Annotated in this window: 17 protein-coding genes and 1 tRNA gene; 7 read left to right on the forward strand and 11 right to left on the reverse strand. The window is 64.7% G+C overall.

Translation table 11 applies throughout. The annotated features are described in order from the left end of the window. The coding region (gene pepF, locus MTR66_RS15975) for an oligoendopeptidase F (protein ID WP_243922868.1) at positions 1 to 1,795 on the forward strand (1,795 nt) is incomplete at its 5' end. A 4-nt stretch (positions 1,796 to 1,799) separates the two neighbouring features. Continuing rightward, positions 1,800 to 2,651 (forward strand): sulfurtransferase, encoded by an 852-nt coding sequence (locus tag MTR66_RS15980; protein ID WP_243922870.1) that lies wholly within the window; start codon positions 1,800 to 1,802, stop codon positions 2,649 to 2,651. Between the two features lie 187 nt (positions 2,652 to 2,838). Here MTR66_RS15980 and MTR66_RS15985 read toward each other — a convergent pair whose 3' ends face one another. The 4 genes from MTR66_RS15985 to MTR66_RS16000 form a co-directional block, all read right to left on the reverse strand. Next, the gene (locus tag MTR66_RS15985) at positions 2,839 to 3,384 is read right to left on the reverse strand and encodes a glutathione peroxidase (protein ID WP_243922872.1); all 546 of its coding nucleotides are present in this window, start codon (positions 3,382 to 3,384) and stop codon (positions 2,839 to 2,841) included. A gap of 73 nt (positions 3,385 to 3,457) precedes the next feature. Beyond that, the gene (locus tag MTR66_RS15990; RefSeq protein WP_243922874.1) at positions 3,458 to 4,414 is read right to left on the reverse strand and encodes an NAD-dependent epimerase/dehydratase family protein; all 957 of its coding nucleotides are present in this window, start codon (positions 4,412 to 4,414) and stop codon (positions 3,458 to 3,460) included. A gap of 108 nt (positions 4,415 to 4,522) precedes the next feature. After that, positions 4,523 to 5,176, reverse strand: coding sequence for a CoA transferase subunit B (locus MTR66_RS15995; RefSeq protein WP_243922876.1), 654 nt, complete (start codon positions 5,174 to 5,176; stop codon positions 4,523 to 4,525). Beyond that, complete coding sequence (locus MTR66_RS16000; RefSeq protein ID WP_243922878.1) at positions 5,176 to 5,895, reverse strand: CoA transferase subunit A; 720 nt, start codon at positions 5,893 to 5,895, stop codon at positions 5,176 to 5,178. Before MTR66_RS16000 ends, MTR66_RS15995 begins: the two co-directional genes overlap by 1 nt. A gap of 90 nt (positions 5,896 to 5,985) precedes the next feature. Here MTR66_RS16000 and MTR66_RS16005 point away from each other — a divergent pair, with 90 nt between their 5' ends. From MTR66_RS16005 to MTR66_RS16015, 3 genes are all read left to right on the forward strand, one after another. Continuing rightward, positions 5,986 to 6,867, forward strand: coding sequence for a LysR family transcriptional regulator (locus MTR66_RS16005; protein WP_243922880.1), 882 nt, complete (start codon positions 5,986 to 5,988; stop codon positions 6,865 to 6,867). A 165-nt stretch (positions 6,868 to 7,032) separates the two neighbouring features. Continuing rightward, positions 7,033 to 7,815 (forward strand): universal stress protein, encoded by a 783-nt coding sequence (locus MTR66_RS16010; protein ID WP_243922882.1) that lies wholly within the window; start codon positions 7,033 to 7,035, stop codon positions 7,813 to 7,815. 547 nt (positions 7,816 to 8,362) lie between these two features. Further along, on the forward strand, positions 8,363 to 10,678 hold the full coding sequence (locus MTR66_RS16015) for a CDC48 family AAA ATPase (protein ID WP_243922884.1): 2,316 nt from the start codon (positions 8,363 to 8,365) through the stop codon (positions 10,676 to 10,678). A 72-nt stretch (positions 10,679 to 10,750) separates the two neighbouring features. Here the strand turns inward: MTR66_RS16015 and MTR66_RS16020 are convergent, their stop codons facing one another. The 5 genes from MTR66_RS16020 to MTR66_RS16040 all read right to left on the reverse strand — a co-directional run bounded on the left by MTR66_RS16020 (position 10,751) and on the right by MTR66_RS16040 (position 15,825). Beyond that, positions 10,751 to 11,896, reverse strand: coding sequence for a slipin family protein (locus MTR66_RS16020; protein WP_243922915.1), 1,146 nt, complete (start codon positions 11,894 to 11,896; stop codon positions 10,751 to 10,753). A 438-nt stretch (positions 11,897 to 12,334) separates the two neighbouring features. Next, positions 12,335 to 12,406: transfer RNA gene (locus MTR66_RS16025), tRNA-Phe, on the reverse strand. A 245-nt stretch (positions 12,407 to 12,651) separates the two neighbouring features. Continuing rightward, positions 12,652 to 13,440, reverse strand: a complete 789-nt coding sequence (locus MTR66_RS16030; protein ID WP_243922885.1) for a glutaminyl-peptide cyclotransferase — start codon at positions 13,438 to 13,440, stop codon at positions 12,652 to 12,654. A gap of 58 nt (positions 13,441 to 13,498) precedes the next feature. Then, positions 13,499 to 14,683: a mechanosensitive ion channel family protein gene (locus MTR66_RS16035; protein ID WP_327194517.1), complete on the reverse strand. Its 1,185-nt coding sequence runs from the start codon at positions 14,681 to 14,683 to the stop codon at positions 13,499 to 13,501. Continuing rightward, a complete protein-coding gene (locus MTR66_RS16040; RefSeq protein WP_243922887.1) occupies positions 14,680 to 15,825 on the reverse strand; it encodes a mechanosensitive ion channel family protein in 1,146 nt (381 codons plus the stop codon). Before MTR66_RS16040 ends, MTR66_RS16035 begins: the two co-directional genes overlap by 4 nt. Positions 15,826 to 16,066: 241 nt before the next feature. Between MTR66_RS16040 and MTR66_RS16045 the strand changes: the two genes are divergently transcribed. Next, entirely contained in the window at positions 16,067 to 16,936 is an 870-nt protein-coding gene (locus MTR66_RS16045) for an OmpA family protein (protein WP_243922889.1), read from the forward strand. Positions 16,937 to 17,152: 216 nt separating this feature from the next. Here MTR66_RS16045 and polA read toward each other — a convergent pair whose 3' ends face one another. Next, entirely contained in the window at positions 17,153 to 19,993 is a 2,841-nt protein-coding gene (gene polA, locus MTR66_RS16050; RefSeq protein WP_243922891.1) for a DNA polymerase I, read from the reverse strand. 206 nt (positions 19,994 to 20,199) lie between these two features. On the opposite strand from polA, the gene MTR66_RS16055 reads away from it, so the two are divergent. Beyond that, a complete protein-coding gene (locus tag MTR66_RS16055) occupies positions 20,200 to 20,535 on the forward strand; it encodes a hypothetical protein (protein WP_243922893.1) in 336 nt (111 codons plus the stop codon). Between the two features lie 110 nt (positions 20,536 to 20,645). Here MTR66_RS16055 and bla read toward each other — a convergent pair whose 3' ends face one another. After that, positions 20,646 to 21,644 (reverse strand): class A beta-lactamase, encoded by a 999-nt coding sequence (bla, locus tag MTR66_RS16060; protein ID WP_243922895.1) that lies wholly within the window; start codon positions 21,642 to 21,644, stop codon positions 20,646 to 20,648. Between the last annotated feature and the right edge of the window lie 38 nt (positions 21,645 to 21,682).

Consider the following 21,682-nt stretch of genomic DNA (forward strand, 5'->3'; position numbering starts at 1 on the left):
CGGTGCGCAGGCCGCCGCGCCGGGCGCCGCGGGTGCCGCCTGGGATCTGACCGGCATCTACCCGGACATCGCGGCCTGGGACGCGGCCCGCAAGGCAGTGCTGGCCGCGCTGCCCCGGCTTGAGGCCTACAAGGGCACTCTGGGCGAAAGCGCGCAGGCCATGGCCAAGGCGCTGACGGACATCTCCGCCGTCTCCAAGGACGCCGCGCGTGTCTATGTCTATGCCTCGCTTAAGGGCGACGAGGATGTGCGGGTGGCGGCCAGCCAGGAACGCGAAGCCCAGGCGCGCGACATGTATGCCGCCTTCGGCCAGGCCATCGCCTGGCAATCGCCCGAAATCCTCGCCATCGGCAAGGACAAGGTCGAAAGCTTCATCGCCGCCGATGCCACCTTGCAGCGCCTCTTCGCCTTTTCGCTGCGCGACACGCTGCGCCAGGCGGCGCACACGCTCGATACGCAGGGCGAGCAGATCCTCGCCGCGCTGGCCGCGCCGCTGGCCGGGCCGGGCGACGTGCGCGGCCAGCTCGTCGCCTCGGACATTCCGCGCCCCACCGTGAAGCTTTCCGACGGGCGCGAGGTGCGGCTGGACGATCAGGGCTACACGCTCACCCGCGATGCCCCCAGCCGGGCGGACCGCAAGATGGTGTTCAATGAATTCTGGGGCAGCTACGGCAAGTTCGAAAACTCGCTGGGCGCCGCGCTCGCCGCCAAGATGAAAGGCGACGTGTTCGAGGCGCAGACGCGCAAGTATCCCAACTCGCTGGCCATGGCCCTGTCCGCAAACGCCGTTCCCGAAAGCGTCTATCGCACGCTGGTGAGCGAGACCAATGCCGGACTGCCGCAACTCCACCGCTATTTCCAGCTGCGCCGCAAGATGCTGGGCCTGCCCGATATCCACTATTACGACATCTATCCGCCGCTGGTCAGCCTGGACCGCACGTTCACGCTGAACGACATGCGCAACATCGCCATCGAGGCGCTGAAACCGCTGGGGCCGGACTATGGCAAGCAGCTCGGCGCCGCGACGGCGGCCAAGTGGATGGACCCGTTCCCGCGCCCCGGAAAGCGCTCGGGCGCCTACATGAACGGGTCGGCCTACGATGTGCACCCCTATCTGCTGCTGAACCTGGGCGAGAATTTCGACGGGCTTTCCACTTATGTCCACGAATGGGGCCATGCGATGCACACGCTGCTGGCCAACAAGGCCCAGCCCTATGAGCTGTCGGACTACCCGATCTTCACCGCCGAAATCGCCTCGACCTGCAACGAGCTGCTGCTGAGCGAGTACATGCTCGCCAATGCGAAGACCAAGCAGGAGAAGATCTACTACCTCGGCATGCGGCTGGAGAACCTGCGCGGCACCTATTTCCGCCAGACCATGTTCGCCGAGTTCGAACTGAAGATCCACGAAATGGCCGAAGCGGGCGAGGGCTTGTCCGGCGCGAGCATCACCAAGGCCTACCTCGCCCTGCTCAAGCGCTACCACGGCCCCGATTTCATCATCGACGAGCCCTATGCGATCGAGTGGGCCTATATCGGCCACTTCTACTACTTCTTCTATGTCTACCAGTATGCCACCTCGATCACCGCGGGCACCTGGTTCGCGCGGTCGATCCTGAACGGGGGCAAGGCCGAGCGGGAGAACTATCTGGACGTGCTGCGCGCGGGCGGATCGGACTATCCCACCGATATCCTCCAGCGGGCCGGGCTCGACATGACGAAGCCGGACCCGTATCGCGATCTGATCGCCGGTTTCGGCGAGACGATCGACGAGATCGAATCCCTGCTGGGGTAAGACCATGGCTTTCGAAACCCTGATCAGCGTGCCCGAACTGCAGTCCCTGATCGCATCGGGCAGCGGCGTCCTGCTGCTGGACTGCACCTTCGAACTGGGCGCCCCCGAAAAGGGGCCCGCGCTCTATGCCGAAGGGCACTTGCCCGGCGCCCACTACGCCCATCTCGACGAGGATCTGGCCGGACCGCCCGACGGCACCAACGGCCGCCACCCACTGCCCGCGCGCGTGGCGCTGGCGGCGTGGCTGCGCACGCAGGGGCTGCGCAAGGGCCAGCAAGCCGTCGCCTATGACAGCAACGGCGGGGCCTGGGCGGCGCGGGCCTGGTGGCTGCTGCGCTGGATGGGCCATGCGCCTGTGGCCGTGCTCGACGGCGGCAAACCGGCCTGGGTGGAAGCGGGTCTGCCGCTGGAAACGACGCCCCCCGGCCCGGTCATGACTGGCAATTTCGAAGCGGGCGAGCCGCTCACCGCCGCGCCTGCCGATGCGGCGGACGTGCTCGCGAACATCGGCGGCGGCGAAGCGCAAGTGCTCGATGCGCGCGATCCCTCACGCTTCCGGGGCGATCCCAACCCGATCGATCCGGTCCCCGGACACATCCCGGGCGCACGCAACCGCTTCTTCGGCGACAATCTGGGGCCGGACGGCCGGTTCCGCCCGGCAGCGGAACTTGCGGCGGACTTTACCGCCCTGCTGGACGGCAAACCCGCCGTGCTGAGCTGCGGCTCGGGCGTCACCGCCTGCCACAATGCGCTGGCCATGGAGATCGCCGGACTGCCCGGTGCCCGGCTCTATCCCGGCTCGTGGAGCGAATGGATCAGCGACCCCGCCCGTCCGGTGGAGACCGGCGAGGGCTAGGGTCTATAGGGATTCAGCTCAAAAGCACCGTACTTATGATCCGCAACAAGACCCGCTCACCCTGAGCTTGTCGAAGGGTGTGGAACCCGGCCTTGCGCCGGCATCCTTCGACAAGCTCAGGATGAGCGGAAGTCGTGCAAACTTCACGCACGATGCTCTGGAGTTGCCAGCGCATCGCGCCCTGGCCTTACTTCGCCAGTTCGGCCTCGATCGCCTGCACCAGCAGCGGATCGCCGGGTTCCACGCCCGGCGCGAAGCGGGCCGCCACTGTGCCGTCGCGCGCGATCAGGAACTTTTCGAAGTTCCACAGCACTTCCGGATCGTCGTTCGGCGTCATGCCGTAGCCGCGAAAGCGCTCTTTCATGCCTTCGACATCGCCCTGCTTGGTCGGCACCGCCGCGATGAGTTCCGCATAGAGCGGCTGCTTGTCCGCGCCGGTCACATCGGCCTTGGCGAAAAGCGGGAAGGACACACCGTAGTTGACCGAGCAGAACTCCATGATCTCTTCATGCGTGCCCGGCTCCTGTGCGCCGAAATCGTTGGCCGGAAAGCCCAGAACTTCGAAACCCTTGTCCTTGTACGCCTCGTAAAGCTTTTCCAGCCCTTCGTACTGCGGCGTGAGGCCGCACTTGCTGGCCACGTTCACCACCAGCAGGACATGGCCCTTGTGGCTGGCCAGGCTGTCGGAGGCGCCGTCGATGCGGGTCAGGGGAATGGCGGCAATGTCAGTCATGTCTCGGTTTCTCCCGTGCTGTTTCACCCGACTATGGGGATGCCGCATGGCAGCGGCAAGGCGGCCGTATCCGTCAGGGCGATTGCGTGAGGACTGGCGGGATCCAGTCCGGATCGTGCGCGAACGGCAGACCGGCGCCATCACGCAAGGCCTTGAGAACGGAGCCGAAGTCCGTCCGTGCCCGCCAGCCGAGCAGGCGCTGCGCCTTCGCCGGATCATAGACCCGCTCGATCCGCTCGGGCAGCACCCAGCCCTGCCGCTCGTAGAGCGCGGCCGCATCGGGATAGTACCGCGCGATCACCGCGCGGGCATCCGTCGCAAGCTCCACCGCATCCGCGCGCGCGAAAGGCGGCGGGGCGGACAGCACGAACGTCTCGCACCCCTCGATCCGCTCCAGCGCGGCGAGATGCGCCAGCGCCGCATCGCCCACCGTCAGGCGGCGGTTGAGCAGTTCGTTCGCCTTGAGATTGGGGCCAGAAGGGACGGCATGGGTATCGTCATCCTCCGGGAAGAAGCGCCCGGTGCGCAGGATCGCCACGTCCATGCCGCTTTCGCGCGCGATCAGGCGGCACAAGTTCTCGGCGGCCAGCTTGGTCACGCCGTAGATGTTGCGCGGCTCCAGCGGGCCGAATTGCTCGTCCATCCACCAGGCCCCGGCCTCGCCCGCCCGGGCGCGGACATCGGCGCGCACCATCAGCGATGTGGTGGAGGTAAACAGGAACCGCGCATGCCCCGCCTCCACCGCCGCTTCGAGCAGGTTCAGCGTGCCGCTGACATTAACGTCGATAAAAGTCTGGCGCGGGAAGCGCACGATATCGGGCTTGTGCAGCGCGCCCGCATGGATAATCGCCTCGATGCCGTAATGCGCGACGGTCTGGAACACGAGGCCGCGGTCGGCAACCGATCCGGTGACGTGCGTGTATTCGCCGGGTGCGACATCGAGCCCTGTCACCTCATGCCCGCGCGATTGCAGCAGCGGGGCCAGATGCCTGCCCAGCCAGCCGGACGACCCCGTGAGCAGGACTTTCATCGTGGTCTCCTTGGGACCGCGCCTGAGCCCGGCGCGCAAACGTGCTTCGACAAGCTCAGCACGAGCGGGGGTGTTTTGCCAGTCCCCCGCTCGCCCTGAACCTGCCGGTCAGCTCACGTAGTGCGCCGTCGTCTTGGCCGCCACTTCCTCGGCGGTGACACCCGGCGCCAGTTCCACCAGCTTGAACGGGCTGTCGTGATCGGGGCGCTGAAACACGCACAGATCGGTCACGATCATGTCGACCACGTTCTTCCCGGTGAGCGGCAGCGTGCATTCGGGGATGAACTTGGGCGCGCCGTTCTTGGCGGTGTGTTCCATGACGACGATAATCTTCTTCACCCCGGCAACGAGATCCATCGCGCCGCCCATGCCCTTGATCATCTTGCCCGGGATCATCCAGTTGGCGATGTCGCCGTTCTCGGCGATCTCCATCGCGCCCAGCACGGCGAGATCGATGTGGCCGCCGCGGATCATGGCGAAGCTCTGCGCGCTGTCGAAATAGGCGGTCTGCGGCAGTTCGCTGACGGTCTGCTTGCCCGCATTGATGAGATCGGCGTCTTCCTCGCCCTCGTAAGGGAAAGGCCCGATGCCCAGCATGCCGTTTTCGGACTGCAGCGTGACGGTGATGCCCTCGGGCACATAGTTCGCCACCAGCGTCGGGATACCGATGCCGAGGTTCACGTAGAAACCGTCCTGCAGTTCCTTCGCCGCGCGGGCGGCCATCTGATTACGATCCCACCCTTTCTTGATTTCCTGGGTCATCAGGCGGTCTCCCTCTCGCGCGTCGTCACGAATTCGATCTTCTTGTCGTAGGGCGCGCCCAGCACCAGACGCTGGACATATACGCCGGGCAAGTGGATCGCATCGGGATCGAGCGAGCCAGTCGGCACGATCTCTTCCACTTCGACCACGCAGACTTTGCCGCACGTGGCCGCAGGCACGTTGAAATTGCGCGCGGTCTTGCGGAAAATCACATTGCCGCTCTCGTCCGCCTTCCACGCCTTCACCACGGAAAGATCGGCGAAGATGCCCTTTTCGAGGACGAATTCCTCCGGACCGTTGCGGCCTTCCATCACCTTGGTTTCCTTGCCCTCGGCGATCTGCGTGCCGACGCCGGTCTTGGTGTAGAAACCGGGGATGCCCGCGCCGCCCGCACGCATACGCTCGGCCAGCGTGCCCTGCGGGCAGAATTCCACTTCGAGCTCGCCGGAAAGGAACTGGCGCTCGAACTCCTTGTTCTCGCCCACGTAGGACGAGATCATCTTCTTTACCTGCTTGGTGCGCAGCAGCTTGCCGATGCCTTCGTTGTCGATGCCGGCATTGTTCGAAGCGAAAGTGAGATCCTTCACGCCCGCATCGCGAATCGCATCGAGCAGACGCTCGGGAATGCCGCAAAGGCCGAAGCCCCCGCTGGCGATCAGCATGCCGTCCTTGAGCAGGCCGTCGAGCGCGGCCTCGGCACTGGGATAGAGCTTGTTCATGAATCTCCCTTCCGGTTTCCGCCTATAGCTAGACACAGTCTTTGATTACGAATAGCGATTATTTTTTATCGAATTCCATAAGGAATAGCGATGAAACGTATCGCGCTCTTTCACCTCGAAACGCTGATGTGGATCGACCGGCTCGGCACATTTGCGGCTGCCGCACAGAGACTTAACACCACCCAGCCGGCCATCTCCGCCCGCGTTCGAGAGATCGAACAGCAATTGGGGATTGCCCTGTTCCAGCGCGAGGGGCGGCGCATGGTGCTTACCGCACGCGGAAGGCGGCTCGTCCAGGCGAGCGAGCCGCTCTGCCACAGCCTCGAACAGGTGCTGCTGGAAGCCAGCGACTATGCCGGCGCCACCGGCGCGGTGCGCATCGGATCGGGCGAGATCGCCGCCGCCAGCTGCCTGCCCGCCTTCATCCAGACGATCGAGCGCGAACGGCCGGGCGTGACGATGGAAATCGAGCTGGACCTCACCGCCCGCCTGCTCCAGCACCTGCTGGCAGGCACGCGCGACATCGTGTTCCTGGCGGGGCCCGTTGCCAGCCCGGGCATGCGCACAGCGCCGATCGGTTCGGTCGAACTGGTCTGGGCGGCTGGTGCGGCAGCGGCGGACGCAGGCGGCTTCACCCGGCCGCTGCCGGTCTGGTCGCTGCCGGACCATTCGCCGCTCCATGCGGTTACTCTGGCCACACTGGAGGCGCATGGCCTGGCCGCCCCCACCGTTCACACCTGCAACAACGTGCGCACACTGATCGAGATCGTTACCGGCGGCACGGGCGCGGCGGTGCTGCCCGAAACGATGATCCGCGACCATCTGGCCTCCGGAACCTTGCGCGAAGTGCTGCCCCGCCCGCGCCACACCGTCCACTTCGAGGCCGCCATCCGCAGCCGCGAGCGCGATCCGGTGATCCTCGACCTGTTCGCCCGCGCTGCGCGGCTGGAAATCAACGCCCCCACGCCCTGAAAGCCGGACCGGCCGCAAGGCGGAAACAGGCCCTATCCCGCCGCTGCCGGCCCCGAAAAGGATGGCATTGCAATAAAATAATTACGCCGCGGGGATGGTTGATCTTTATCATGGCCATTGCGCGCCCAATGGTTACCTTCAACCCGTCAGAGGGAGAAAGACATCATGCGCTCGATTCTCGTCAACGCCGACCGTAAACCGGGCAACGACGCCCGGATCGACACGGCACTCGGTATTGCCCGCCAGTTCAACGGCCACGTCAGCGTGCTCGTCGATACGCCGGTGACCCGGTACATCGCCATGGACCCGATGGGCGGCAGCTATGTCATTTCCGACGCGCTGGAAGAAGCGCGCAAGGAAGATGATGCCGCTGCGGCCAAGTTCGAAACGCGCATGGCCCGCGACGATGTGCCATTCGACATCCTGCGCAGCGAGGACGATCCGGTCAGCGCGCTGGCCAATGCCGCGCGGCTGGCCGATCTGGTGGTTCTGTCGCGTTCGGGCGGATTCGCCGGGGAACTGGCGCTGGCTTCCGGCACGCCGGTGCTGGCCCTTCCCGACGGCAAGGCGCTGGAAATGCCCATTCGCCGCGCCTGCATCGCCTGGGACGGCGGCGAACAGGCCGCCTCCGCCCTGCGCGCCTCGGTGCCGCTGCTCGAAAGCTGCCAGGTGGTGAAAGTGATCTCGGTGATCGAAAAGCCGGGCGGCTTCCCTGCCACCGACGCGCTGCGCTATCTTTCCCGCCACGGCATCCATGCCGAATTCGAAGAGCACGAACGGCGCGGCTCTACCGAAGAGACGCTGGCCATCGCCGCGACTCAGGCTCACGCCGAGCTGATGGTGATGGGTGCCTACGGCAAGAGCCGGGTGCGCGAATTCCTGTTCGGCGGCGTCACCGCCTATTTCCTTGGCGAAGCCAACGCCCCGGCCTTGCTTCTCGCTCACTGAGCACGGCCGCCGGAACGTCCGGCAGATTAACGATTACAAGTACGGGCAAGCCGCTGGCTTGCCCGTACTTGTTTGTTTTCCCGGCGCAAATTGCTAATCTAGGTGAGTAAATTTCGCTATGCAGCAGTTAACGCTCCCATAAATCGCCGTTTTGTCAGCGCCGGACTTGCTCTCTGCGCAAGGCAAAACAGGCAGGAACTATATAAATATATGATTTATATGTATATTTTTTGAAACACCTTCTCGGCAGTTTGGATATGCGCAATCAATGTTGTGTTTTTTGCAACAAAAACCCTTCATTTCGCACTTGCACAAAACCCCTCTTATGGGCATACAGAGAGTGCCTTTCAGGCATCCTCTCCCAAAACTTCCACGGCCCGGTCGGCAACGACCGGGTCTTTTTCTTGTCCGGCAAATGCCGCTGACAACGGGATACAACGCGTCCGCCGCCGGTTTGAAATCCCGCCCCGCCATACCTAGCTCCGGGCAAGTACAGGCGCCTTGAACCACTTTACGGTTCGAGAGCCATCGGCCGGAAAGGAATGACATGGCGGACGGGGATCCCCAACTCGACGAACGCACGGTAAAACTGCAGGTGGCAGCGGCCCGGCAGGAAGAGAGCGGCCAGGGCATCGCCCGCCTGTCCCGCACATCGCTTTCGGCCATCGGCGCCATGGAAGGGGACGTGCTGGAAGTGACCGGCAAGTCCGTCACCGTGGCGCGCGCCGTTCTGGCCTTCCCCGAGGATGAAGGGCTCTCCGTAATTCGCCTCGACGGCCTGCAGCGCGGCAATGCCGAAGTGGGCTCGGGCGATCACGTCACCGTGCGCAAGGCCGAATCGCGCGCCGCCCAGCGCGTCGTCTTCGCTCCCGCGCAAAAAGACATGCGCCTGCAAGGCCCTCCGGCTGCACTCAAGCGCAATTTCTTCGGGCGGCCGATGGTGCAGGGAGACCTGATCGCCACCACCGGCCAGCAGCAGGTCGCGGACATCCCGCCGCAACTTCGCCGCATGTTCAACGCCCCGGCTTACGCGCTGACGCAGATCCGCCTCAACGTGATCTCCACCACCCCGCGCGGCATCGTGCATATCGACGAAAACACCGAAGTCGAACTGCGCGAGACCTTCGAGGAAGCGCAGGACGCGCGCGGCGACGTCAATTACGACGACGTCGGCGGCATGAGCGACACGATCCGCCAGTTGCGCGAGATGGTGGAACTGCCGCTGCGCTATCCCGAACTGTTCACCCGCCTCGGCGTCGCCCCGCCCAAGGGCGTGCTGCTCCACGGGCCGCCGGGAACCGGCAAGACCCGCCTCGCCCAGGCCGTCGCCAATGAGAGCGAGGCCAATTTCTTCTCGATCAACGGCCCCGAGATCATGGGGTCGGGCTACGGCGAGAGCGAGAAGCATCTGCGCGAGGTGTTCGAGGAAGCGACCAAGGCCGCACCCGCGATCGTCTTCATCGACGAGATCGATTCGATCGCCCCCAAGCGCGATCAGGTCCACGGCGAGGCGGAAAAGCGCCTGGTCGCGCAGCTCCTCACGCTGATGGACGGGCTCAACAGCCGCGCCCACGTCGTCGTCATCGCCGCCACCAACCGGCCCGATGCCATCGACGAGGCGCTGCGCCGCCCCGGCCGTTTCGACCGCGAGATCGTGATCGGGGTGCCGGACGAATCGGGCCGCCGCGAGATTCTCTCGATCCACACCCGCGGCATGCCGCTGGGCGAGAAAGTGGACCTCAAGGAACTGGCGCGCACCACCCATGGCTTCGTCGGCGCCGATCTCGCCGCGCTCACCCGCGAGGCCGCAATCGAGGCGGTGCGCCGGATCATGCCGCAGCTCGATCTGGAAGCGCGCACGATCCCGGCAGAGGTGCTGGAAAGCCTCTCGGTCACGCGCGAGGACTTTATCGAGGCCCTGAAGCGCGTGCAGCCTTCGGCGATGCGCGAAGTCATGGTGCAGGTGCCGGACATCGGCTGGGCCGACATCGGCGGGCTGGGCGAGGCGCAGCGCACGCTGCGCGAAGGCATCGAACTGCCGATGAAGAACCCGGAGGCGTTCCACAAGCTGGGCATCCGCGCGGCCAAGGGCTTCCTGCTCTACGGCCCGCCCGGCACCGGCAAGACGCTGCTCGCCAAGGCCGTGGCGAAGGAGGCCGAGGCGAACTTCATCTCGATCAAGTCCTCCGATCTGCTCAGCAAGTGGTACGGCGAGAGCGAGCAGCAGATCGCCAAGCTTTTCGCCCGCGCCCGGCAGGTCGCCCCCTGCGTGGTCTTCATCGACGAGATCGACAGCCTCGTCCCCGCGCGCGGCTCGGGCGGCGGCATGGGCGAACCGCAAGTGACCGCCCGCGTGGTCAACACCATCCTCGCCGAGATGGACGGGATGGAAGAGCTGCAGTCGGTCGTCCTCGTCGGCGCGACCAACCGCCCGGCGCTGGTCGATCCTGCCCTGCTGCGGCCCGGCCGGTTCGACGAGCTGGTCTATGTTGGCACCCCCGACACCGCCGGGCGCGAGCATATTCTGGGCATTCACACTGCCGGAATGCCGCTGGCCGATGACGTACAGCTCGGCACGATCGCGGACCGCACGCCGCGCTTCACCGGCGCCGATCTGGAAGACGTGGTCCGCCGCGCCGGCCTCACCGCCATCCGCAAGCGCGGGGCCGAAGTGGAAAGCGTGACCATGGCCGACTTCGAGGACGCCCTCGAAGACAGCCGCGCCACCGTGACCGAGGACATGGAAGCCGAATACGAGAAGATGAAAGGCGAACTGAAAAAGCGCGCCATGGAAGTGACGCCAATCGGCTTCATCACCCCCGGCATGGTGGAAAGCACGCGGGACCAGAAGCACGGAGGCTGACGCCCTGCCTAAAACAAAAAAAGGGGCGCGGCAGGAATGCCGCGCCCCTCGTTTCGGTCCATGAGGACCGCCTTAGCCGGTCAGCTTCACAAGATCGTTCATCAACCCGCTGGTCCCGTTGAGGACCGTCAGCTTGTCGACCTTGCCGGCGATGCTCTCCAGCGCTTCCAGCTCCTTCAGGCGGAGCATGACCGGGTTTTCGGCCATGACTTTCGCCGTGTTGAGCAGCGAGCGCGTGGCGTTCGTTTCCTCACGCCTGCGGATGACATTCGCCTCGGCTTCCTTCTGCGCAGAGACGACCTGATTCAGGATCTCGCGCATATCGCCCGGCAGGATCACATCCTTGAGGGCAATTTCGGAAACCTCCAGCCCGATGGCCTCCATGTCGGCACGGACCTTTTCAGCCGCTTCGGCGTCGACCGTGATCTTCTGTTCGAGGATCTGGTCCAGCGTCAGCGCACCAAGCGTCTTGCGGAAGGCGTATTGCAGAGCGCGGTAAAGCGCATCGGCATAGTCCTTCACGCTGGTGACGGCCTTGAGCGGATCGGCAACACGGTATTCCGCCGCGATGTTGACCCGCAGCGTCACCCGGTCCCGCGTCAGGATTTCCTGACCCGAAACGTCAAGCGACTGCCGCTTGAGGTCGACCTGACGGACCGTAACCTTACGGCCCGGGTTCCAGTAACCATAGACGCCCGCCTGCAGTTCGCCCGCAAGCACACCATCCATGATCAGCAAGCCGACCTTGCCGTCTTCGACTTCGAACTGGCTGACAAGCTGCCCCTTGCCCGCACGCTGCAGACGGCGCAGCAGCTTCGGATCGACCTGCGCGGCCTCCCCGATATCGACCAGCCGTGTCTTCCACGGACCGGCATCGGTCCACAGGATCACCTTCGTGTCCGGCGCGAGAACGGTGTGAAGCATGCCGTCGCGTTCGATGACCGCTATCTCGTTCTCACCGGTGCGCACCACCGTCAGGTGGCGGGCCGCATCTTCCGGCAGCTTTTCAAGCAAAGCCTGCGCGTAAGTCGACACGAACATCGGCTGGACGAGCTTGCACACATCGACCTGCAGCGAACCGTCCCAGTTGGGCAGGACATGTTCACCGGAGCCCAGAATGCCGCGGACTTCGCCCTTGTAGAGCCAGACCGCCCGCTCGTCTTCATTGATGAGCACGCGGCGGCGGCCCATCAGGAGATCTATCAAACGCTTCAACATCTTATTCACCGTTACAATCATGCGCTAAGACACGCCGATTTTCCTTTCGTTCTCTGGTTTCCTTCACATCCCGGCGGAAAAGATCCGGGAACTGGCGGCAAGATCACATGCGGGCGTTGCGGCAAGCGGACCGGCAGCGCGAATGGCGGGCACAAGCGGCGTTCGAAAACTCCGCCATCCAGCCGTTTGCGCGGCGCGGTCATTGCCACTCGCCAAACATCTGCTCCTGGTTTCAGGAGGCGCAAACGCCTTCCACCCGTACCCGAAAGGCACGGCCGCAAGCCGCTGCGCCACCATCCGCAAGCCAATCCCCGAACCCTGCGTTTGGACACCTGTGGAGGGTGGTGGTCGTATCAGGACCGTGTGGAGAAGGATTCGAACCTTCGACACCTAGAGTGCAAGTCTAGTGCTCTACCCGTCTGAGCTATCCATGGCTTGGTGGTATAACGGGGACCGAACCCGCACCTCCGGCCTTTCGGACCGGCGCTCTTCCGCTTGAGCTATATACCGCGCCTGACCAGACCAGGCAGCCAGCCGTACATCGCACCGGCAGTGCCGGACGATGCGGGCGGGGATCCGGAACCCCAGCCGTTGCCGTCTGCCCAGCCAACTGGCCGGGAGCAGCGCCAATAATTGTGCAGCGCAGCAATATCAATATAAAATTATGATATAAAGAAATATTTATGCGATCTTCTGGAGATAGCCTCAATCAAGTTATGGCACAGCGGGGCAGGTGAGCAGTGCCAAGTCAGTCCTCATTTCCCGCAGTCCGGCTCCACCTGAAACAACTTGCTCCAGTTCTTGCCGGTCACGAAGATGCGCTTGCCTTCCGGATCGTAAGCGATGCCGTTGAGCACCGCATCGTAATCGGGGGCACCGGCCTCATCGCGCAGGCCGGTGAAATCGATCCAGCCGGTGACGTGCCCCGTTGCCGGATCGATTCGCGCGATGCGGTCCGTCAGCCAGACGTTCGCCCAGATTTCCCCGTCGATCCATTCCAGTTCGTTGAGATTGCGCACCGGCTCGCCGGCATCGGTGACGGCCAGCGAGCCGGTCTGCTCCATCGTTTCCGGATCGCGCAGGCGCAGGCGGGACGAGCCGTCGCTCTGGTAGATCGTGCCGTCATGGATGGTCATCGCCCAGCCCTCACCCGCGTAGCGGAAATAGCCGAGCTGCTTGAGCGTCTTGCTGTCCCAGCGGTAGCCCAGCCCATCGCGCCAGGTGAGGCTGATGATCTGGTCTTTCCAGAGCACGATACCCTCACCGAAGAAGGTGGGGTCAATCTGCGCCTCCACCAGCGGTTTGGTATCGGCAAGGCTGCGCTTGAAAATACGCGACTGGCCCAGCTTGCCCGTGCTCTCGAACAGGCTGCCATCCGCATAGAACAGCCCCTCGGTGAAGGCTGAGGGATCGTGGGGATAGGTCTTGACGACCCGATAGCCGCAGACCGGCACTTCGGCACGGGCGGCGGACATGCCTGAAACCAGGGCCAGGATCAGGGCGGCAAGCGCGAGCCGCAAAACGGGGGCGAAACGATCCATCATCGTGCGGCGGTGGCAAAATACAGCGCGCCAGGCAAGCGGCCTGCACGCCCTGCCCGGCCTACCCCGCATGCTTCCCTTCGCCCGCCACCGCGATGGCATCGGCCATGGAAGGGCTGGCGGCCAGTTCCACCGGCGCGGTGGGCAACGTGCGGTTGCGGCGCAGCGCCTCGGGCATTTCACGGCGGATCCAGGCGAGCACGCCTTCACGCATGGCGCAGCGCAGATCCCACAGATCGCCAGAGTTCGCCGCTGTCATCAGCAGGCGGACCTGCACCGTCTCATCGGACATGTCCGTCACCTGCAGCCCCTGCGCGCGCTTGTCCCAGCGCGGATCGGCGCGGACCTGCCGTTCGAATTCGGCACGGATCGGTTCCACATCGACGGCATGGTCGAGATAGAGCATCACAGTGCCGGTGAGCTGCGTGCTCTGCTTGGTCCAGTTCTCGAACGTGTTTTCGAGAAACTTGTGCGAGGGCACGATCAGGCGCCGCTCGTCCCAGATCTTCACGATCACATAAGTCGTGCGGATATCCTCGATCCGGCCCCATTCGCCATCGACAATGACGACATCGTCGATCGCGATCGGTTCGGTCAGCGCCATCTGGAACCCGCCGATCAGCGCCTTGAGCGCAGGCTGCGCGGCAGCACCGACGGCAAGGGCGGCCAGACCGGCGGAGGCCATCAGTGTGATGCCCACCTGCCGCACGCCCGGTATCGCAAAGAGCATCAGCGCCACCGTCACGAAAACGATCATGAACGTGCCGATGCGGCTGAGGATCGCGAGCCGCGTGCGCCGCCGCCGGGCATTGCGGTTGTCATCAACGGTAATGTCCGTGCGCAGGGCCATCGCCTCGACAAAGCTGCGCAGCAGCGCCAGCACGATCCAGCCAAGCAGGAAGGGCATGACGAAACCCGAAACCTTGTCCCAGGCCACTTCCAGCGCAGGCGTCTCGCGGGCGGCATAGGCCACGCCCAGCGCGATGAAGGCATAGCGGGCCGGCCGTGCGAGTCGTTTGACGAGGATGTCGTCAGCCTCGCTCTGGCTGCTGCGGGCGACTTTGCGCAGCACCCGGAACAGCACGCGATGGGCCAGCAGCGCGGCGGCAATGCCAATCGCCGCGGCCAGCGTGCCGATCATGAGTTGCTTGCCCCAGAGGGGAAGTTCCCCGGTGAAATGTTCGATCCAGTCCGCCATGGTACCTATCGTATGGCCGCCGCGCCCCGATTCAACTGTAAGCTTCAACCGGAAGCAGCCGCCGCGTTCCCATTCATCTGCGCAATCACCGCGCCCGAGACAGGCCCGATCGCATTCACGTCGAACGGGCCTGCCGTCTGCAGGCGGCTGCGCACGATGGCCTCCGGCATGGCATCGGCCACCCACTCGATCAGCGCCTCGCGGACATCGCAGCGCAGATCGAACAGGGTGGGCGAATCCTTCGCCGTCATCAGGAAACGCACTTCAATCGCATCGCGCGTCAGTTCCGTCACCTGCATATGCTTCACCCGGCCGTCCCACCGGTCATTGCTTTCCACCAGCTCATAGAACTTCTGCCGGATCGGTTCGAGCTTTGTAGCGGGATCGACATAGAACAGCACCGTGCCCAGCAATTGCGAGGTGGTCTTGGTCCAGTTCTGGAAGATCTCGTCGAGAAACTTGCTGGTCGGCACCACCAAACGGCGCTCGTCCCAGACTTTGACGACGACGTAAGTCGTGCGGATTTCCTCGATCCAGCCCCACTCGCCGCCGACGATGACGGCATCGCCCATTACCACCGGCTCGGTCAGCGCCATCTGGAAGCCCGCGATCAGCGATTTGAGTGCGGGCTGCGCCGCCGCGCCGACCGCAAGGCCCGCCAGCCCCGCCGAAGCCACCAGCGTCACGCCGATATCGCGCACGCCGGGGATGGAAAGCATCATCAGCCCTACCGTCACGAAGACGATCAGGAACGTGGCAATGCGCCCGAAAATCGCCAGCCGCGTGCGCCGCCGCCGGTTGCGGCGGTTGTCGGCCATGGAAATGTCGTGACGCAGGATCATCGCATCGACGAGCGCCTGCAGGATCGCCACCGCCATCCAGCCGACCAGTGCGGGCATCACGACGCTGCCGATCCGCTCCCACATGGCCTCAAGCGCCGGGGTGTCCCGCGCGGCCATGACCAGCGCCAGCGCCATCAGCGCCCAGCGCGTGGGCCGCGCCAGCCGCTTGACCACGAGATTGTCGGACTCGCTTTCGCTGACCCGGGCAAAGCGCCGGAGCAGCCGGAACAGCACGTGATGAACGATCAGCGCCAGCGCAATCGCGATGGCGGCAACGATAGCGGCGATCAGAGTCTGCTCCAGCCATCGGGGCAGCTCGCCGGTCAGCGTTTTGAGCAGGGGGGCCATACATTCCAAACTATGCTGCAGTGCAGCAGTTGCAAGCCCGGTGATATTTTCCAGTGCCCCGGCATCGGTTCACCGCACGGGATGCTCGAATCAGCGGCAAAAGCGAGTCCCCCCCCGGGAACCTTCGCCTGCCCGGGAGGTTGGGCCGCACACACCTATGGAGGGGTGCAGCCGGGTGACAGGCCGCGATCGCACACAGGCATCGTACAGGCCCGGCTGGCATAGTTTGAAGGAGCCGCGTATGAGAGACACATCCACAAGCCTGAAAGTTCTCGCCCTGCTGGCCGTGATCGGCACCGCAGTCCCTGCCAGCCTGTCCGCGCAGGAACTGTCCGCTGACGAGAATGGTCTGGAAACCACCGTCAGCGACACCAGCCCGCAGATGACCGAAGGGCCCGAGATCGAGGGCATCATCTCCGCGCGCAGCGGCGACAAGATGCAAGTCACCGCATCAGACGGCACGCAGTCCGTCATCCAGATTCAGGACGATACCAGGATCGTCGGCAAGGGTGGCTTCCTGGGCCTTGCCAGCAAGGAGAAAGCGGCGACCTCGCTGCTGAACGGCCTGCCGGTTTCGGTCAAGACCATGCAATCGGGCAGCGATCTCTACGCCAGCCAGATCAAGTTCCGCAACTCGGACTTCAAGACCGCAGCCATGATCCACAACGGCACCGACCAGCGCTTTGCCGAACAGACGGCGGCGACCGAAGCCCTGCGCGGCCGGATGGGCGATATCGACAAGTACAATATCAAGGGCACGACGAACGTGAACTTCGATACGGGCAAGGCCGCGCTCTCCCCCGAAGCGAAGAACGAATTGTGCGCCGCGGCCACCGAGGCCGAAGGGATGGATAACGCCCTGCTGCTCGTCGTCGGCTACACCGATTCGACCGGCAGTCAGGAATTCAACCAGCGGCTCAGCGAAAAGCGGGCGAGCCGTGTCGTGAATTACCTGCAGCAGGCCTGCCACTGGAAGCCCTATCGTATGCTGACCCCCACCGGGATGTCCGAAGCGGACCCGCTGGCCAGCAACGATACAGCCGAAGGCAAGGCCCAGAACCGCCGCGTTGCGGTGAACATACTGGTCAGCAAGGCTGTCGACGGCCTGTAAGTAAGACGGTTTGGCGGATGTCCGGGTGGAAGGCCCTCACCGGCCCGGGCATCCGTCACGCGGCTATGGCGCCCGGGCCCGCCTTAGTGCGCCGCGCACAAAACTGGGCGCCCCGTTCGTGTCGAGCGAAGTCGAGACACGCTGGACCAGTGCTGGCATGTCTCGGCTTCGCTCGACACGAACGCAATCTCATGCGGATTATATGAGCGTGATGCTCTAGTGCGCCGCCCCCCAGCTCACCCCGGAGCCGATCTCCACACCCAGCGGCACGTCCAGCGTCACCGCGGGCAGCGCGGCTTCGGCCATGACCCGCTCGATCACCGGGGAAGCCGCCGCGACATCGCCTTCGGGCAGCTCGAACACCAGTTCGTCGTGCACTTGCAGCAGCATGCGAACATGGCCAAGGCCAGCCTCTTCCAAGGCCGGGTTCATCCGGGCCATGGCGCGCTTGATGATATCGGCACTGGTGCCCTGGATCGGCGCGTTGATCGCAGCGCGTTCGCTGCCCTGCCGCTCGGCGCCGTTCTTCGAATTGATGCGCGGGAACCAGGTCTTGCGGCCGAACAGCGTTTCCGAATAGCCATTGGTCCGCACGGATTCGAGCGTCTCGTGGATATAGCGCTGGATACCCGGAAAGCGCTCGAAATAGCGGTCGATCATGGCCTGCGCCTCGTCCGCCTCCACGCCCAGACGGCCCGCCAGGCCCCAGCGCGAAATGCCGTAGAGGATCGCGAAGTTGATCGTCTTGGCCCGCCCGCGCGTGTCGCGGTCGACGGTGCCGAACATTTCCTTGGCGGTGCGTGCGTGAATGTCCTCGCCCTGTGCGAAAGCCTCCTTGAGGCTCGGCACATCGGCCATGTGCGCGGCAAGGCGCAGTTCGATCTGCGAATAGTCCGCCGAAAGCAGGACATTGCCCGGCTCGGCCACGAAGCAATCGCGGATCTGACGGCCGATCTCGGTGCGCACCGGGATGTTCTGCAGGTTCGGATCGGTGGATGACAGGCGCCCGGTCTGCGCGCCGACGAGGCTATAGCTGGTGTGGACGCGCCCGGTATCGGGGTTGATCGCGGCCTGCAGCGCCTCGGTATAGGTCGAGCGCAGCTTGGAAAGCTGGCGCCATTCGAGCACTTTGTTGGCCACCGGCGCGCCCTCGCCCGCCAGCCGTTCGAGCACCGACTGGTCAGTGGAATACTGGCCGGACTTGCCCTTCTTGCCGCCCTTGTAGCCTAGCTTGTCGAACAGGATCTCACCCAGCTGCTTGGGGCTGCCGATGGTGAATTCCTGCCCGGCCATTTCGTGAATCTCGCCTTCCAGCGCGCCGATGGCTTCGGCGAACTGGCTGGAGAGGTGCGCCAGCCGGTCGCGGTCCACTTTGATGCCGTAGCGCTCCATTTGCGCCACCACCGGGATCAGCGGGCGATCAACGCGCTCGTAGATGCGCATCCCGCCCTCGTCCGCGAGGCGCGGCTTGAGCAGGGCGTGGAGGCGCCAGGTCACGTCCGCATCCTCGGCGGCGTAGTGCGTTGCCTTGTCGAGCGGGACTTCGCCGAAGGGAATCGCCTTCTTGCCAGTGCCGCACACGTCCTTGAACGCCATCGGCTTGTGGCCGAAGTGCCGCTCGGACAGTTCGTCCATGCCATGGCCGCCGCCGATCCCATCGGTCCCGCGCCCGGCATCGAGACAGAAACTCTCGATCATGGTGTCGTCGATCGGGGCAACCGCGATCCCATAACGTGCCAGCACATTGAGATCGTACTTGATATTCTGCCCGATCTTGAGAACCGCATCGTCTTCCAGCAGTGGCTTCAGCAGCGCGATCGCGGTATCGAGCGGCACTTGCTCGGGCTTTTCGGCGAACATGTCCGACCCGCCGTGGCCCAGCGGAATATAGCAGGCATCGTTCGGGCCAAGGGCGAGACTGACGCCGGTAAGGTCCGCGCGCATGGCATCGAGCGCGGAGGTCTCGGTGTCGACCGCCACCACATGCGCGGCATGGGCGCGCGCGATCCAGCGTTCCAGCGCCTCGGCCGTCTGCACGCATTCGTAAGCGGCATAGTCCACCGGCGGCATCTCGGGCAGCGGCTGGCGCGCGGCGCCTTCACCCGGACCGGCGGCCGCCGTGACGGCCTTGGAGGGATGGAGCTGGGTCGCCCGCTCCGGACTGCCGTGGCCGCCGTCGAGCCGCTTGAGCAGGCTGGTGAAGCCGTGCTTGCCCAGGAACGCGGCGAGCGGTTCGGGCGGGATACTATCCAGCTTGAAATCGTCGAGCGGCGCGGGCAGCGCGCAGTCTTCCTTCAGCGTGACCAACACCTTGGACAGCCGCGCCTGTTCGGCCTGTTCGATCAGCCGTTCCTGCAGCTTGGACTTCTTCATGCCGGGCGCGGCGGCCAGTGCCGCTTCCAGATCACCATGTTCCTGGATCAGCTTGGTCGCCGTCTTGGGGCCGACGCCGAAGACGCCGGGCACGTTATCGACCGAATCGCCCATCAGCGCGAGCACGTCGCCCACCTTTTCAGGCAGCACGCCGAACTTTTCCTCGACTTCGGGAATGCCGATCCGCTGGTTCTTCATCGTATCCAGCATGTCGACCTTGCCGCCGCCCTTTTCGCAGGTACCGACAAGCTGCATCAGATCCTTGTCGGACGAGACGATCGTCACGTCCCACCCCTGCGCGGCGGCGGCGCGGGCGTAGGAGGCGATCAGGTCGTCCGCCTCGTACCCCTGCTCCTCGATGCAGGGCAGCGAAAAGGCGCGGGTGGCATCGCGCACCAGCGGAAACTGGGGCTTGAGATCCTCCGGCGGAGGCGGGCGGTTGGCCTTGTAGTCGGCATAGATATCATTGCGGAACGACTTGCCGCTGGCATCGAGGATCACCGCGAGGTGAGTCGGCCCGTCCGCCTTGTGCAGATCGTCGGCCAGTTTCCACAGCATCGTCGTATAGCCGTAAACCGCGCCGACCGGCGTGCCTTCCGGATCGGTCAGCGGCGGCAGGCGGTGATAGGCGCGGAAGATATAGGCCGAACCGTCGACGAGGTAGAGATGCTGCTTGGGCTCCATGGCGCATCCCTAGCAGCGCCCGGACGGGCCGTCAGCATGGGAGAATGTAAAATCCGGGAACCACTTGCCGTCCACCGCGTTTCCGCCCGCATGCTTGAAACGCCGAGGACAGATGACTAGTCGATTCGCCCGGCCCGTCACGAGGCTGGAAACCTGAAGCGGCGTTTCGCCGGCAGATTAAACTCGCAACGAGGGAATACTGAAAGATGCGTAAGATCCTTATCGCCACCGCCGCCATCGGCGCCCTTTCGCTGGCCGCCTGCTCGCAGAAGACGCAGGACTCCACCGAAGCCGCCGCGACGTCGGCTGCCGATGACATGACCGACACCATGGGCGCCATGGCCACCGGTGCCGCCAACACGGTGGACGATGCCAGCGACGCCATGGCCGGTGCGGCTGACGATGCGGGCGATGCCGTGAAGGACGCCGCGGCAGACGCCAAGGACGCGGCCGAGAACACCGCCGATGCCGCGCAGAAGGCCGCCAGCGATGTGACCGATGCGATGGCTGACCACGTCAACGGTGACAAGAAGGCCAACTAAGCGGCCCGGGAGCCGCTCCGGCGGCTCCGCCACCGCCCAAAAAGAAAAGCGCCCCGAACAAGTTTCGGGGCGCTTTTCTTTTGCGTGCCGTCCCCGAAAGGACGCCTGCGTCAGCGCGAAGCGGTGTGGTGGTAGGCAGGCCCTTCGGCCAGATAGCCACTGTAGATGGTGCGGGCGATGCTGGCGATGCGCGCCTCGCGATTGGGGCGGCTGCCCTGCCCGGTAACGTAGATGGCCACCGCGAACACGCGCCCGTCCGGCGCCTCGATGATGCCGATATCGCTCGACGTGTTGTGCAGCGATCCGGTCTTGTGCAGGACCTGCACGTCTTCGGGCAGACCCGCGCGGATGCGGCGCTTGCCGGTAAGGCAGCGCGCCATCGTATCGAGCAGGATCTTGCGGCTCGCCGGGGACAGCCACTTGCCCTGATAGATGCCGCTCAGCAGCTTGACCATGGCCAGCGGCGTGGCGCTGTCCCGCTTGTCGATCACCTGGGCGGGATCGATCGCGCCGTCATCGCGCACCAGAGTCGCGATGTCGCGGTCGATATGCCAGCCCTCGATACCCGCGCGCTTCACCCAGGCATTGACCGCACTGGGGCCGCCCACGACCTTGAGCAGGGCATCGGTAGCATAGTTGTTGGAACGGGTGAGCATCAGTTCGAGCAGCTTGCCCGCCGTCATGTAGGCTCCGGGCCGGACCGGTGCGACCGGGCTCGAAAACGGGGCCGACTTCACCGGGATCATCATCGGGAATTCGCTGGTCAGGCTCCACTTGCCCTTGTCCACGCCTTCCAGAAACGTCGCGGCAATGGCGACCTTGCTGGTGCTGGCCATGGGAAAGCGCTGGTCGCCCAGCACATCGATTTCCTGGCCCGTTGCCAGATCGAGCGCGGCCACGCCGATGCGGCCCTGCGACGCCTCCGCCACTGTGGCGAGACGCTGCCCAAGCGGTGAGGAATACGTGCGCGGCCCGCGCAGTTCGGTGCCGAACAGCGAATCGAACGTACTCTGGACTTCGACCACTTGCTGGGTCGGCTGCGCTACCGGCGCGGCCTGCCCGGCCTGTGCCGGGCTTGCCACCAGCGAAGCGGCGGCCGTGAACGCCAATAGCCCAGCGAAACGCCTGGTGCCCGCGCGGCACCGCG

The organism is Novosphingobium beihaiense, from assembly GCF_022832375.1.
Lineage (GTDB): Bacteria > Pseudomonadota > Alphaproteobacteria > Sphingomonadales > Sphingomonadaceae > Novosphingobium > Novosphingobium beihaiensis.

Excerpts from the sequence above, each read along its gene's own strand:
- MTR66_RS15995 (WP_243922876.1), bottom strand. The coding sequence starts at position 5,176 with ATGACCCAGGAAATCAAGAAAGGGTGGGATCGTAATCAGATGGCCGCC.
- MTR66_RS16030 (WP_243922885.1), bottom strand. The coding sequence starts at position 13,440 with ATGATGGATCGTTTCGCCCCCGTTTTGCGGCTCGCGCTTGCCGCCCTG.
- MTR66_RS16020 (WP_243922915.1), bottom strand. The coding sequence starts at position 11,896 with ATGTTGAAGCGTTTGATAGATCTCCTGATGGGCCGCCGCCGCGTGCTC.
- MTR66_RS15990 (WP_243922874.1), bottom strand. The coding sequence starts at position 4,414 with ATGAAAGTCCTGCTCACGGGGTCGTCCGGCTGGCTGGGCAGGCATCTG.
- MTR66_RS16000 (WP_243922878.1), bottom strand. The coding sequence starts at position 5,895 with ATGAACAAGCTCTATCCCAGTGCCGAGGCCGCGCTCGACGGCCTGCTC.
- MTR66_RS16040 (WP_243922887.1), bottom strand. The coding sequence starts at position 15,825 with ATGGCCCCCCTGCTCAAAACGCTGACCGGCGAGCTGCCCCGATGGCTG.
- MTR66_RS16005 (WP_243922880.1), top strand. The coding sequence starts at position 5,986 with ATGAAACGTATCGCGCTCTTTCACCTCGAAACGCTGATGTGGATCGAC.
- MTR66_RS16010 (WP_243922882.1), top strand. The coding sequence starts at position 7,033 with ATGCGCTCGATTCTCGTCAACGCCGACCGTAAACCGGGCAACGACGCC.
- polA (WP_243922891.1), bottom strand. The coding sequence starts at position 19,993 with ATGGAGCCCAAGCAGCATCTCTACCTCGTCGACGGTTCGGCCTATATC.
- MTR66_RS16015 (WP_243922884.1), top strand. The coding sequence starts at position 8,363 with ATGGCGGACGGGGATCCCCAACTCGACGAACGCACGGTAAAACTGCAG.
- MTR66_RS15980 (WP_243922870.1), top strand. The coding sequence starts at position 1,800 with ATGGCTTTCGAAACCCTGATCAGCGTGCCCGAACTGCAGTCCCTGATC.
- MTR66_RS16045 (WP_243922889.1), top strand. The coding sequence starts at position 16,067 with ATGAGAGACACATCCACAAGCCTGAAAGTTCTCGCCCTGCTGGCCGTG.
- MTR66_RS15985 (WP_243922872.1), bottom strand. The coding sequence starts at position 3,384 with ATGACTGACATTGCCGCCATTCCCCTGACCCGCATCGACGGCGCCTCC.
- MTR66_RS16055 (WP_243922893.1), top strand. The coding sequence starts at position 20,200 with ATGCGTAAGATCCTTATCGCCACCGCCGCCATCGGCGCCCTTTCGCTG.